The organism is Frankia umida (assembly GCF_023242945.1).
Classification (GTDB): Bacteria; Actinomycetota; Actinomycetes; order Frankiales; family Frankiaceae; genus Frankia; species Frankia umida.
The window spans coordinates 1-13,018 of the sequence record NZ_JALKFT010000015.1 but is presented as its reverse complement, the minus strand read 5'-3'; the positions used below and the strand labels follow the sequence as shown (position 1 = coordinate 13,018).

Sequence of the window (13,018 nt, the reverse complement as noted above, 5' to 3'; positions counted from 1 at the left end):
GCGGGAGATCGGTGCCAGGCCAGGTGGACACCGCGGCGTGGAAGGTCGGTCGGGTGGACGCTGGTGAAGCTAGGCCGCGCTGGTGAAGCTAGGCCGCTAGGAAGCGGCGGTCTCGCGCTCCCGCTCGCGGGCCCGCATGTCGCGGCGGAGCTCCGGGGGCAGCGCGAACAGGAGGTGCTCGTCGGCGGAGGTGATCTCCTCGACGTCAGCGAAGCCGCGCTCGGCGAGCCAGGCCATGACGCCGGTGACGAGTTCCTCGGGGACGGAGGCGCCGGAGGTGACGCCGACGGTCTCGACCCCGTCGAGCCAGCTGTCCTGAACCTCGGTGGAGTCGTCCACCAGGTAGGAGGCCGGGGCGCCGGCGTCGAGGGCGACCTCGACGAGGCGGACGGAGTTCGAGGAGTTGGCCGAGCCGACGACGATCAGGAGCTCGACCTTGTCGGCGATGTCCTTGACGGCGACCTGGCGGTTCTGGGTGGCGTAGCAGATGTCCGAGTTCGGCGGACCCTGCAGCAGCGGGAACCGCTCCCGCAGAGCGTTCACCGTGGTCATCGTCTCGTCGACGGACAGGGTGGTCTGGGAGAGGAAGGCGACGTGCTCGGGGTTGCGGACGACGACGTGCGCGGCGTCCTCCGGACCGTCGACCAGGTGAATACGCTCGGGCGCCTGCCCGGTGGTACCCACGACTTCCTCGTGACCCTCGTGGCCGATCAGGAGGATGTCGTAATCCTCCCGAGCGAAACGGCGCGCCTCGGAGTGGACCTTGGTGACCAGGGGGCACGTCGCGTCGATGGTGCGAAGCTGACGCGTGGCGGCCTCCTCGTGCACTGTCGGCGCCACACCGTGCGCGGAGAACACGACGGTGGCACCTTCGGGCACTTCGTCCGTCTCATCGACGAAGATTGCGCCCTTGGCTTCCAACGTCCTGACGACGTGCAGGTTGTGCACAATCTGCTTGCGCACATAGACAGGTGAGCCGTAGAGCTCCAGCGCCTTCTCCACGGTCACGACAGCTCGATCGACACCGGCGCAGTAGCCGCGCGGCTTGGCAAGAAGGACCCGGCCCATGCAGGGCAGTCTACGCGGTCAGGGCCGTTCGCCAAGAGGCTCGGGGGATGCATCACCCTCTGGTGAACCCGTCCTCACCGGTCCGGGCAAGGGCCGTTCGGTGGCGTTCGGGGTGGCTTCACGGCCGTCCGAAAAGTTGTCGGACGTCCCCGCTACGGTGCCCCACATGGCCTTGACCTCGACACCCGAGCAGCCCTTGCCGGTGCGCACCGTCTCGCGCGCGGTCGGGGAGTGGATTCACCGGCTCGGCCGGGTGTGGGTCGAGGGGCAGGTGACGCAGCTGGTACGGCGGCCCGGAATGGGCACTGTTTTCCTCACCCTTCGGGACCCCGTGGCGGATATCTCCTTGCGGGTGACCTGCCCGCGTGCTGTGTGCGATGCGGTGGGTCCCGCGCTGGTCGACGGGGCGCGGGTAGTGGTGTGGGGCAAGCCGTCGTTCCACCCGGGGCGCGGCACGCTTTCCCTGGCGGTGACGGAGATTCGCCCGCTCGGTGTCGGGGCGCTGCTGGCCCGGCTCGAGCAGCTGCGGGCCACCCTCGCCGCCGAAGGGCTGTTCGCGGCGTCCCGCAAACGCCGCCTGCCGTTCCTGCCGGCGGTCGTCGGGCTGATCACGGGGCGGGCGAGCGCCGCCGAGCGCGATGTCGTGGAGAACGCGCGTCGGCGCTGGCCGGCGGTGCGCATCGAGCTGCGTGAGGTGGCGGTGCAGGGCCCGCTGGCCGTCGGCCAGGTGATCGAGGCGCTTCGCGATCTTGATGCACGCCCCGAGGTGGAGGTGATCGTCATCGCGCGCGGCGGCGGCTCACTGGAAGACCTGCTGCCCTTCTCGGACGAGGCGTTGCTGCGGGCGGTCGTGGCGGCGCGAACCCCGGTGGTGTCGGCCATCGGACACGAGCAGGACGCCCCCCTGCTCGACTTCGTGGCGGATCTGCGGGCCTCCACGCCGACCGACGCGGCCAAACGGGTCGTGCCCGACGTCGGCGAACAGGCGGCGGCGGTCAGCCAGCTGCGCACCCGCGGGCGGCGAGCCCTCGGCCACCGGCTCGAGCGGGAGGAACGTCGGCTCGCCGACCTGCGCCGCCGTCCGGTCCTCGCCGCCCCCTGGGGCGAGCTGGATCGCCGCCAGCAGGACGTCACGGCGTTGCGGGCCCGCGCCCGCCGCTGCGTCGGCCACGCCCTCGAGGTCGCCGAGCGTGATGTCGTGGCGAGCCGGGCACGGATGCGGGCGCTCTCGCCGGCGGCCACGCTCGAACGCGGCTATGCCGTGGTCCAACGGGCGTCCGACGGGGCGGTCCTGCGGCAGCCCGGCGAGGTGACGGTGGGCGACGGCCTGGCCGTGCGGGTAGCCGGCGGCCAGCTACACGCCGTCGTCGCGGACGCCTGACGCCCCGGCCCCGGCGTCAGCGCCAGCGGGTCGTGCGGGGTCGGCGGCGGCCAGGCGGGCGCGGGCGCCGTCGAGGAACGCCTGGCAGGCGTGCGCGAGCTGTTCGCCGCGTTCCCACAGCGCGAGCGACTGCTCCAGCGTCACACCACCGGCCTCCAGCTGGTGGACGACCTCCTCCAGCTCCGCCCGGGCCTGCTCATAGCTGGCCGGTGACCGCGGCGCATCCGGGACACCCGAGGTGGGAGCACCGGCTGGTGACGATGCGTCGTGCTCGCCGTCGTCGCCATGGGGCGCGCGGTCGGTGGGTCGAGTGCCAGCTTTGTCACTACGTGTCGTGGTCCGGGAACTTTCCGGCATTGCCACCTCCGGGCCGTCGTGCGATCAATTCTTTGTCAATGTGGACCCCCGGGCCGACCGCGCCGCCTCCGGCGCGTCCAGACGCATTCCCGCCAGCCCATCCACCAGTATTGCGGACGCGATCCGCCGCACCTCGGTGGTGTGTCCGCCGATGAAATCCCACCCGCACTCCACGCAACGTGGTACCAATCCGTGGACAATAATGGTCGTAGTGGGATGGTCTGGGAAAGATCTATAGTACAAGGTCACCGGTGTGCGGGATGACCGGAGCGCAAGGTCGCTGAGGTGCGAGGTCGCTGAGGTGCGAGGTCACCGACGTTCGAGGTCACCGCGAGACGTTTCCGATTCACGGTGTCCGGCTCGCGCCGGCTCCGTCTGGCTGACCGCTCCGCCGCGGGTGGTCCGGAGGTAACACGCATGCCCGGCGCACGTCCGACACCCCAACACCCGGCTGTGGGTGCTCCCGCCAGCCGGCGGCCCCGGTCCGCCGCGCCCCTGAGTCCCCGGTGGTCCTCGCGGCCCGGTGATTCCCTTCGGTCACTGCGATCCGCGCGGCCGCTGGTCCGGCGGGCGGCGGGCCTGGTGCTCGGCCTGGCGGTGCTGATTCCCGTGGCCACGGCGCTGGGCGACGGGCAGGACGGGCATCCGGGCGGCCCGTCGTCGGTCGCCGCGGGCATCGCCGAGCGCTGACGACACCCGCCCTCGCCGGTCCTGGGCGGGGAGGCGCCGGGGTTCCCCGTTGGGCCGGTCCGGCCGGACGGGCGCGCCGCCGATATCGGCGCACATCTTTGACGTAACGGTCTGGCCGTCACCCCGGCGGCTGGCCTCACGCGCAAGCGCGCAATTGTGCTCCGTCCACTGCCCAGCCGGCCACCACCCATACGAGCCGCGGCGGCGGACCCGCGCACAGAATCAGGTGAAGGATTTCGGTGCCATTCGGCCGTCAAGGCGCCATTCGACTGTCAACTCCATCCGACTGTCAATAGGCCAGGACCCGTCATTAGGCGTCGCCGGGCCAGGCGGGGTTCTGGTGGCGACGAGCGGTCAGGTGGCGGGTTCGACGGGGCGCAGGGCGCGGGCGAGGGTGATCAGGTCCGCCTGGGTGGCGCCGCCGCCCTTGCCGTCACCGTCGTCGAGGACGATCGTGACGCCGCCCTGGGTGTGCGTGATCGCCACATGGCCATGATGGTCGGGGCGGGCCTGCCAGGACTCCCCGTTGACGTCCACCGTGCCGCTGCTCGGGCGGTCGCCGAGCAGGGTCTGCACGGCGTCCGGCGCATTGGTCTCGCGCAGGCGGGCGAACGTGCGGTGACCGGAGCGGTCGATGACGTAACCGATCGAGGCCTGCGCGGTCTGGCTGCTCGAGGAGCTGCTCACCGGCAGCTGCACCCGCAGCGACGTGGGCTTCCACACATCCGCCGGCAGGCCGACGGGCAGCACGGGCGTGAAGGGGGACTGCCGGGCGAAGGCCGCCATGGGCTGGGCCGTCGCGACGACCTTGATCGCCTGTTCGTTGTTGCCGCGGGGCATCACGAAGATGACGAAGATCGCGACGCCGGCCATGACCACGCCGAGGGAGAGAACCATGTCGCGGACAGTTTCCTGGCCGCGCCGCTGTCGTTGTGCCACGACCCCATCTTCCAGGTACCGGCCGCCGAACGGGGCGCCGGGACCGACCGCACAGGCCACATCCGGGCCATCGACCGGTCACCACCCGGTCGCCAGCCGCCGCCACCGGCCCGCCGCCGACGGCACGGCGGGTGGTCGCGCACCCGTGTGGGACGCATGGCCTGACCTGCGGCGCGACGCCTGGGCCGAGAACGTACTCGGGCGGCCGTCACGCCCCCTCCGCGTGACGCCCGCCCGATCGCAGCGTTTGACGCCGAGTGGGGCCCGAAGGTTGCGCCGCAGTTCTCGGCGATGTGAATGTCGTTCGGATGACAGCCCGGATGGCCGCTGCGGCCGGGTCTGCCAGGTCCTGCGCAGTAGGCTGATCAGATGCCAGCTCCGCCCCGCGGACGGCTATCTCGGGCGTCCAAGGGGTAGTCGAACTAGGCTCAGCGCCGTGCCTTCCGACGCTCACGCCACCGCCGCCAGCCCCACCGCCGGCCCCGACGCGGGGTCGGCTGCCGCGGCCGGGTCCGATCCCAACGCCGTTCCCGACACGCTGGCCGTGCAGGGGCAGGCACCGGACCGTAACCTCGCGCTCGAACTCGTCCGGGTCACCGAGGCCGCGGCGCTCGCCGCCGCACGCTGGGTCGGCCGGGGCGACAAGAACGGGGCTGACGGCGCCGCGGTCGACGCGATGCGCCGGCTCGTGGGCACCGTGTCGATGCGCGGCGTGGTCGTCATCGGCGAGGGGGAGAAGGACGAAGCCCCCATGCTGTTCAACGGCGAGCAGGTCGGCTCGGGCGAGGGCCCCGACTGCGATGTCGCCGTCGACCCGGTGGACGGCACGACCCTGACCGCCAAGGGCATGAACAACGCGGTGTCGGTCATGGCCGTCAGCGAACGTGGCTCGATGTACGACGCGACCGCCTGCTTCTACATGGAGAAGCTGGTCACCGGTCCGGAAGCGGCCGACGTGGTGGACATCACCGCCTCCGTCGAGGACAACGTGCGGGCCGTGGCCAAGGCGAAGACGATCCATCCGCGCGATGTCACGGTCGTCGTGCTCGACCGGCCGCGGCACACCGAACTGGTCGCCGAGATCCGCGCCTCCGGCGCCCGGGTCAAGCTGATCTCGGATGGTGACGTCGCCGGCGCCGTGATGGCCGCCAGCGCCGGCACCGGCGTCGACCTGCTGCTGGGTATCGGCGGCACCCCCGAGGGGATCATCACGGCCTGCGCGGTGACCTGCCTCGGTGGTGTGATCCAGGGACGGCTGTGGCCGCGCGACGACGCCGAGCGTCAGAGGCTCCTCGAGACCGGCCAGGACCCCAGCCGGGTGCTGTCCACCCGGGATCTCGTGGCCAGCGACAACGTCTTCTTCGTCGCCACCGGAATCACCGATGGCGAGCTGCTCGCCGGGGTACGGTACCGGCCAGGTGGCGCCAGCACGTCCTCGCTGGTCATGCGGTCGCGCTCGGGCACCATCCGGCGGGTGGACAGCCAGCACCAGCTCACCAAGCTGCAGGCGTACTCCACCGTCCCGTTCTAGGCGGCAGCAGCGGGGAGGCGTACGACACGTGACGGTACCCTCACCCACTTCTCCCGGCGTCGGCCCGCGCCACCGCCTCGCCGCGTTCGGGGGCCTGTCGCGCCAGCCGCTGTCGCGGGTCCCGGCGCGACCCCGGCCCCGCCTGTTGGATCGGCTGGATCGGCTGGATCGGCCTGGTCCGCATGGCAGCGCGGCGGAGGTCCGCACCCTGGGGGCGGCCGCCCGCCGGTTCCTGGGCCATCCCCGGCCACCGGTGCTGCTTGGCTGCGTCGGCACGCTCGCCGCGGTGCGGTTCAGCCGCGGGCCCTGGCGGCTGCGGCGCGACGGCGCCATTGTCTGCGGTGCCGTGCTCGCCCAGCCGTTCGTCGAGTGGGGTGTGCACCGCCTGCTGTTGCACGCGAGCCCCGGGACCAGGTTCGGTTCGGTCGGTTACCAACTGGCCGGGCACGGCCACGAACAGCATCATCAGGACCCGACGAACCTGGACACGATGTTCCTGCGCCCCCGCGAGGTGCTGACCGGCACCGCGCTGGGGCTCGCCTCGGCCGCCTTCGGCCCGGTCTGGCTGTCCACCGGCACGTTGTGCGCCGCGGTCGGCGTCCTCGCCTACGACTGGACGCACTTCCTGCTGCACACCCGCGTCCCGCCGCGCTCGCGCTACCACCACGCCCTGTGGCGCGGGCACCGGCTGCACCACTACCGCAACGAGCGGTACTGGCTCGGCGTCACCAGCCCACTCGGGGACCTCGTCCTGCGGACAGCCCCCCACCGGGACGCCGTGGCCCGGTCACCCGCCAGCGGCTGATCCGGCCTGCGCGGCCTCGACCGAGGACGACAGTGCCGTGAGGCCACAACCCACTGTCTCGAGACCGGCCGTCTCGAGACCTGCTGGGTCGAGACTGGCCGGGTCGCCGTCGTCCACCGGGCCAGGGCACGCGGCTGCGAGGTCGACCGGGTCGAGCCGAGCCGGAGCGAGGCCGCCGGGGCGCAGGTCCGTGCGACCCAGGCGGGGGCGGAACGGGCCGACGGTCCGGCCGATGCGGCGCAGGCGTAGCAGCCGGTCGGTGCCGGGCACGGGATGTGGCTCGCAGCGTCCGAAACCGCCGAGCCAGGCCACCAGCCGGCTGTCGGCGGTGGTGGCGTCGACCGTCAGCCGAGCCAGGGCGAACCGGTCGTCGTGCGGATGGGACAGCACCTCGCGGACCGCGCAGGCCGAACTGTAACCGGCGGAGATCACCAGTTTTCGGACGGAAAGGTCGTATCCGCCGCCTGGGTAGGCGAAGGTCCGCGGCTCGTCACCGACCGAACCGGCGAGTCGCCGCCGGGAAAGGGTCAGCTCGGTGATGACATCGGTGCGGGCCAGTTCATTGAGTGGCCGGCCGGTATGTCCGGAACCGCCGATCTCGATTCCCAGGCCGCGGATGCGGTGCAGGTCCGTCCGGTGGAAATAGCCCGGATCGTCCACCCGGGAACTGGTGACGAACACGGTCGCGGTCAGTCCGAACTCGACGAGCAGGCGCAGCGCGGTCATTGTCATCCCGCCGCCGTCATCAATCGTGATGACGAGCGGCCGAGGTGGAGCCGCGGACGAACCGGCCGTGCTCATGTAGCCCGAGAGGCTCATCGTCTGCCGACCGGACGCCGCGATCAGCTGGCAGTGCCGGGCGAAGGCCGTCAGCATCATCGGACGACGCCGGGAACCACGGGACGGCTGCGGATCGAAGGAGCGGTACCGCAGAATAGGTACCAGCTGCCCATGGTCGGACGGATACTGCCCGGCCGTCACCATGGACGGGTGACACGACATCGCAGACCGGCCGCTATCGCCCCGGCGGATGTCCTCGGTGCGAACGACAAGGAGACCTCCCTGCGGGTGCCGCGGCTGTGGGTGCGGCACGGGTGAACGACACCGAAGTGCGTCCGAGGGGTGGATCCGAGATGGTCATACCGTGATGGGGATGGAATGTAGCACGGGCAGCTGCAAAGGCAAGTGATGTGCCAGCGGCGGGCATCCGGCCGGCCGTCGCCACCCCGCCATCCGGGTGTCATTTAAACGTATTGCGATTTTTTCTGGCTATCTTTGTGCCACGTCCATAGGGCGCTGGATGGCCGAGTATGGGGCTGGCATTGCGCCGTCAGCGAGGCGTGGGGGCCTCTCCGGACGGGGTGGGCGGGGCGGGCGGCTCGGAGTGCCGGTGGCGCGGCCGAAGGTGGGAGAACCCCGGGCAGGCGCACAGCGCGCAGTCATCGCCCTTGCGGTAGTGCCGGTGATCGGTGCGGCTGTGGCCGCAGCGACACCTGTCCCACCAGGATGAGCGCATGGATGGATGTCCCTCCATCAGTGCTGCGGACGGCCTCGGCGCTCGTTCGGGTGGGCGGCGGACGCCCGGAGGCGTTCCCGGCGAGCGATCTGCGCCCGGCGGCCGCGAAACAGGGCGATCAGCAGGACCAGGAGGAACGCCGCCAGCAGGATCGGCGCGTGCAGGATCAGCTCCGAGGCGATGTCGAGCACTTTGTCCCGAAGGCCCGAACTGCCGCTACCGGTCGAGGGGTGCAGGTAGCCCACCCCGATGGTGATGAGCGCGAACACCAGCGGCGGCATGATCACCACGCCGAGCAGGTCGTCGGTGTGGACCCGCAGGGCGACCAGGACGCAGGCGCCGATGAACAGGAGGCCGAAGGCGTACTTCAACGAGCCGAAGATCGCGATGTCGATCGCGGCGCCGATCCCGCCGAGGACCAGAACCACCAGTGCGGTGCCCAGCGCCGTCAGACCGCGCCGGCTCCCCGTGACCAGGGTGGACGGCGCTCCGCCCGGCCGGCCGCGCGAACCGCGGACATACGGATCGTCGAACCGGTCGGCGCGCGGGGATCTGCCCGGCGGCCTGGCTGACTGCCGATGTGGCGGCACACTCACGAACGCAAGGTACCGCCCGCGGATTTCCTGTGCGTCAGGACGATGGATCCGACGGCGTTCCCCCCGTCCGCGTTGGAGCTATCCGTGTTCGAATCACTGCTTTGTGTCGTGATCGAGTAGCCTTTCTGGGCCTTTGTCCTTGATGTCCGTCTGCCGGGTATCCGCCAGCCGGCCGGTCTCTGATATCCGCTGGCCGTCGGGAAGCAGCTCGGCGGCTGACAGCGGGCGTACCCCCGTCTCGACCGGACCGGGGCTGGGCAGCGCGCCCTCGACCACGTTCATCGCGGCCAGCCTGCGGGCGGGGGTCAGGACGCGGCTTTCCAGCGAGCCGACGGTGGCGTTGAACTCCCCGACAGCGCGGCCCAGGGAGCGGCCGAGCCGGTCGAGGTGCTCGCCGAGCGTGCCGAGCCGGGTGTAGAGATCGCGGCCGAGCTCGAAGATCTCCCGGGTGCGAGTGGTGAGCGCCTCCTGGGTCCAGGCGTACGCGATCGTGCGCAGCATCGCGATCAGCGTGGTCGGCGTCGCGATGATGACCTTGCGGGCGGCGGCGTGCTCCAGCAGCCCGGGGTCGTGGTCGAGCGCGGGGGCGAGGAAGGCCTCCGCCGGCACGAACAGCACGACGAACTCCGGTGAGGACGGCAGCGCCCGCCAGTACGACTTGGCGGAGAGCCCGTCGACATGGGTGCGCAGGTGGCGGGCGTGCGCGGCCATCCGCTCGGTACGGAACCGCTCGTCGGTGCTTTCGGCGGCGTCGAGGAAGGCCGCCAGCGGAACCTTCGCGTCGACGGCGACATTGCGCCCACCGGCCAGGTGCACCACCATGTCGGGCCGCAGCGGCCCGTCATCACCCTGGACGGTGAGCTGCTCGGTGAAGTCACAGCGGTTGAGCATCCCGGCGACCTCGGCGACCCGGCGTAGCTGCATCTCCCCCCACGCACCCCGGGCCTGCGGGCGGCGCAGGACGGTGACGAGCGCGGCCGTCTGCGTACGCAGGTTCTCCGACGCCTCCCGGGCGAACCGGACCTGCTCCACCAGTGACGCGTACGCCTCGGTGCGGGCGGTCTCCAACTCACGCAGCCGCCCCTCCATCCGGCCGAGGGCGTCGGCCAGCGGGCTCACCATGCTCTCCACGGCGGCGCGGCGGGCGTCGAGATCGCCGCGGGCGCGGGCACCGGCCTCGTCGAACCGGGCGGTGGCGAGCTCGACGAGCTGCTGGCTCGCCCCGGCCAGGGCCTGGGCGGACAGCGCCTGAAAGCTCTCCGCGAGCCGCTGCTGGCTCTGTTCGACCAGGGCGACCCGCTCGCCCGCCGACCGTTTCTCGTACTCCAGCGCCGTGCGCAGACCCGACACGTCGGCCTCGGCGAGCTGTGCGCGCTCCAGTGCGGCGGCGTTCGCCGCGCGGGCCTCGTCCCGCTCACGCAGCACCGTCGCGTGGGCGCCGGAGAGAGCGGCGTGGCGCGGATCGGCCAGCGCCCGGGCGGCGAGGAAGCCACCGACGGCACCGAGCACCAGCCCGACGAGAGTCAGCAGCGCGCTGGTCGTGTCCACACCGCAAGGCAATCACGCGCGTCCGACAGGTCCGCCTCCGGTCCCGCCGGCGGTGGTGGCGGCGGCTCCGAGGGCAGCGGCCGGACGGTGGCGGTGGTGCCGGTGGCGGCGGCGCGGCCAGCGGGTTGGGCGGCCCGTAGACTGATCCGCCATGGGTCTGTCGATCGGAATCGTGGGGTTGCCCAACGTCGGCAAGTCCACGTTGTTCAATGCCCTGACCCACAACGACGTGCTCGCGGCGAACTACCCGTTCGCGACGATCGAGCCGAACGTCGGTGTGGTCGGTGTGCCCGATCCGCGGCTGAGCCAGCTCGCCACGCTGTACAACAGCGCCCGCGTGGTGGCGGCGACGGTGAGCTTCGTCGACATCGCCGGTCTCGTCCGGGGCGCGTCGGAGGGGCAGGGCCTGGGCAACCGGTTCCTGGCGAACATCCGCGAGTCCGATGCGATCTGCCAGGTCGTGCGGGTGTTCTCCGACCCCGACGTGGTCCACGTCGAGGGCAAGGTGGACCCGCCCAGCGACATCGAGACGATCAACACCGAGCTCATCCTCGCCGATCTGCAGACTCTCGACACACGGCTGCCCAGGCTCGAGAAGGAAGCCCGCGTCGACAGGTCCAAGCAGCCACAGCTCGCCGCGGTGCAGGCCGCCCGGGAGGTCCTCGACGCGGGGCGGACGATCTCGTCCGAACCGAAGATCGACCGTGAGGCGCTGCGGGAGCTGTTCCTGCTGACGGCCAAGCCGTTCCTCTACGTGTTCAACGTCGATGAGGACGTCCTCGCCGACCCCGGCAAGCACAAGGAGCTCGTGGATTCGGTCGCTCCGGCCGACGCGATCGTGCTGTGCGCCAAGGTCGAGGCCGAGCTCGCCGAACTGGACGACGCCGACGCCGCCGAGCTGCTGGAATCCCTCGGCCAGAGCGAGAGCGGCCTGGCTCAACTGGCCCGGATCGGCTTTCACACCCTCGGCCTGCAGACCTACCTGACCGCCGGCCCGAAGGAAGCCCGCGCCTGGACGATCACCGCCGGCTCCACCGCCCCCGAGGCCGCCGGCGTCATCCACACCGACTTCCAGCGTGGCTTCATCAAGGCCGAGATCGTCTCCTACGGCGACCTGATGGCCGCCGGCTCCATGGTCGCGGCCCGGGCCGCCGGCAAGGTCCGCATGGAGGGCAAGGACTACGTCATGGCCGACGGCGACGTCGTGGAGTTCCGCTTCAACGTCTGACCGGGCACCGGCCGGTTGCGACCGTCCGGACCAGGCCTGTCAGGCCCGTCCGACCCGTCAGGATCAGGGCAGCTCGCCGGCGCGGTCGACGACTCGCCCGGAGGGCGAGCCGGGCGCCTCGGTGGCAAGGGCGACGATGGCGTCCGTGCCCTCGGTGACCGTCTGGGTGCCGGTGTGGCCGTTGAGATCGGTCGCGGTGTAACCGGGGTCGACGGCGTTGATCCGCACGCCGGGCAGGGCCTTCGCGTACTGGGTGGTGAGCATGGTCAGCGCCGCCTTGGACGCGCAGTAGAGCGGGGCGTTCACCGTCGACTCCACCCGCGACGGATCATGGGTGAGGGCGAGTGAACCCAGCCCGCTGGTGACGTTGATGATCACGGGGTCCGGGGAGCGGCGCAGCAGCGGCAGGAACGCCGAGGTCGTGCGGATCGCACCGAACAGGTTGACGTCGAAGAGCCGCTGGGCGTCGGCACCGGTGATGCTGTTCGGGTCCTCCTGCGGGCTGAGCATGCCGGCGTTGTTGATCAGAACGTCAAGGGTGCCCTCGTGCCGCTCGATGTCGGCGGCGGCGGTCGCGACGGACGTGTCGTCGGTGATGTCGATGGGCACGAAGCGCACCCCGAGGTCGGCCGCCGCCGCCGCGCCCCGCTCCTGGTCGCGGGCCCCGAGTACCACGGTGTGCCCGGCCTCGACGAGCCGGCGGGTGGTCTCGCGGCCAAGACCCTTGTTCGCTCCGGTGATGAATGTGATGGTCATGCGTCCATCGTCACCCGCTTCGCCTCGCCATGCTCACCGGCGTCACGACGGTCCTTTCCACCCCTGGGTGCGAACCGGTCGGGCGCGGGGTCCGCGCGGGGTACAACCCGAGGCAGGAGCGTGGAGCCGGGGAGGAGACTGGTGCAGGTGACCGTCGACGAGAAACCGGCACCGGACGAGCAGGTGATCTGCCATCTGGTCGAACGTTCGGCCTGGTCGGTGGGGGCGGCGGGCTACCGGCCGGCGAGCCTCGGGGCCGAGGGGTTCATCCACTTCTCCACCCCGGCGCAGGTACTCGCCACCGCCAACCGGTACTACCGGGGACGGGACGACCTGCTGCTCGTCGTGGTCGACCCGCGGCGGCTGAGCGCCCCGTTGCGCTGGGAGCCGCCCGCGCCGCCGTCCAGCGTCGCCGGGCCGGCGGCGGCGACGGCCGCGCCGACGGCGACCGACGAGCGGTTTCCGCACCTCTACGGCCCGATCGATGCCGGGGCGGTGGCGGTGGTGGTGCCGTTCCCGCCGGAGCGGGACGGCACCTTCCGCATGCCGGCCACCATCTGGTGACCATCGGCGCACGACCACGGTCGCGGGAGCGGCCGCGAC

The 13,018-nt window shown here is 71.5% G+C and carries 12 protein-coding genes; 5 read left to right on the top strand and 7 right to left on the bottom strand.

Translation table 11 applies throughout. The features are described from left to right. Nucleotides 1-96 precede the first annotated feature (96 nt). On the bottom strand, nt 97-1,068 hold the full coding sequence (locus MXD59_RS15540; protein ID WP_163548945.1) for a 4-hydroxy-3-methylbut-2-enyl diphosphate reductase: 972 nt from the start codon (nt 1,066-1,068) through the stop codon (nt 97-99). A gap of 166 nt (nt 1,069-1,234) precedes the next feature. Between MXD59_RS15540 and xseA the strand changes: the two genes are divergently transcribed. Next, nucleotides 1,235-2,449, top strand: coding sequence for an exodeoxyribonuclease VII large subunit (gene xseA / locus MXD59_RS15535; RefSeq protein ID WP_248825450.1), 1,215 nt, complete (start codon nt 1,235-1,237; stop codon nt 2,447-2,449). Here the strand turns inward: xseA and MXD59_RS26990 are convergent. Both MXD59_RS26990 and MXD59_RS15525 read right to left on the bottom strand, forming a co-directional pair. Further along, entirely contained in the window at nt 2,423-2,806 is a 384-nt protein-coding gene (locus tag MXD59_RS26990; RefSeq protein ID WP_308301718.1) for an exodeoxyribonuclease VII small subunit, read from the bottom strand. The two genes, xseA and MXD59_RS26990, sit on opposite strands and share 27 nt — an antisense overlap. 1,044 nt (nt 2,807-3,850) lie before the next feature. Beyond that, on the bottom strand, nt 3,851-4,435 hold the full coding sequence (locus MXD59_RS15525) for a DUF4245 domain-containing protein (protein WP_308301717.1): 585 nt from the start codon (nt 4,433-4,435) through the stop codon (nt 3,851-3,853). Nucleotides 4,436-4,979: 544 nt separating this feature from the next. Between MXD59_RS15525 and glpX the strand changes: the two genes are divergently transcribed. Together glpX and MXD59_RS15515 are read left to right on the top strand one after the other, a co-directional pair. After that, the gene (gene glpX / locus MXD59_RS15520; protein ID WP_248825530.1) at nt 4,980-5,966 is read left to right on the top strand and encodes a class II fructose-bisphosphatase; all 987 of its coding nucleotides are present in this window, start codon (nt 4,980-4,982) and stop codon (nt 5,964-5,966) included. A gap of 109 nt (nt 5,967-6,075) precedes the next feature. Next, nucleotides 6,076-6,771 carry a sterol desaturase family protein gene (locus tag MXD59_RS15515; RefSeq protein ID WP_372512101.1) on the top strand — a complete coding sequence of 232 codons (696 nt, stop codon included), beginning with the start codon at nt 6,076-6,078 and terminating at the stop codon, nt 6,769-6,771. On the opposite strand, the gene MXD59_RS15510 is transcribed toward MXD59_RS15515, so the two are convergent. The 3 genes from MXD59_RS15510 to MXD59_RS15500 form a co-directional block, all read right to left on the bottom strand. Continuing rightward, complete coding sequence (locus MXD59_RS15510) at nt 6,754-7,755, bottom strand: polysaccharide deacetylase family protein (protein WP_248825449.1); 1,002 nt, start codon at nt 7,753-7,755, stop codon at nt 6,754-6,756. The two genes, MXD59_RS15515 and MXD59_RS15510, sit on opposite strands and share 18 nt — an antisense overlap. 549 nt (nt 7,756-8,304) lie before the next feature. After that, a complete protein-coding gene (locus MXD59_RS15505; protein WP_248825448.1) occupies nt 8,305-8,883 on the bottom strand; it encodes a DUF6542 domain-containing protein in 579 nt (192 codons plus the stop codon). Nucleotides 8,884-8,976: 93 nt separating this feature from the next. Further along, on the bottom strand, nt 8,977-10,431 hold the full coding sequence (locus tag MXD59_RS15500) for a DNA recombination protein RmuC (protein WP_248825447.1): 1,455 nt from the start codon (nt 10,429-10,431) through the stop codon (nt 8,977-8,979). A 151-nt stretch (nt 10,432-10,582) separates the two neighbouring features. Between MXD59_RS15500 and ychF the strand changes: the two genes are divergently transcribed. Further along, nucleotides 10,583-11,659, top strand: a complete 1,077-nt coding sequence (gene ychF, locus MXD59_RS15495) for a redox-regulated ATPase YchF (protein ID WP_248825446.1) — start codon at nt 10,583-10,585, stop codon at nt 11,657-11,659. A gap of 63 nt (nt 11,660-11,722) precedes the next feature. Here the strand turns inward: ychF and MXD59_RS15490 are convergent, their stop codons facing one another. Beyond that, the gene (locus MXD59_RS15490) at nt 11,723-12,415 is read right to left on the bottom strand and encodes an SDR family NAD(P)-dependent oxidoreductase (RefSeq protein WP_248825445.1); all 693 of its coding nucleotides are present in this window, start codon (nt 12,413-12,415) and stop codon (nt 11,723-11,725) included. Between the two features lie 141 nt (nt 12,416-12,556). Here MXD59_RS15490 and MXD59_RS15485 point away from each other — a divergent pair, with 141 nt between their 5' ends. Continuing rightward, nucleotides 12,557-12,979, top strand: coding sequence for a DUF952 domain-containing protein (locus tag MXD59_RS15485; RefSeq protein WP_504858353.1), 423 nt, complete (start codon nt 12,557-12,559; stop codon nt 12,977-12,979). Nucleotides 12,980-13,018: the final 39 nt, after the last annotated feature.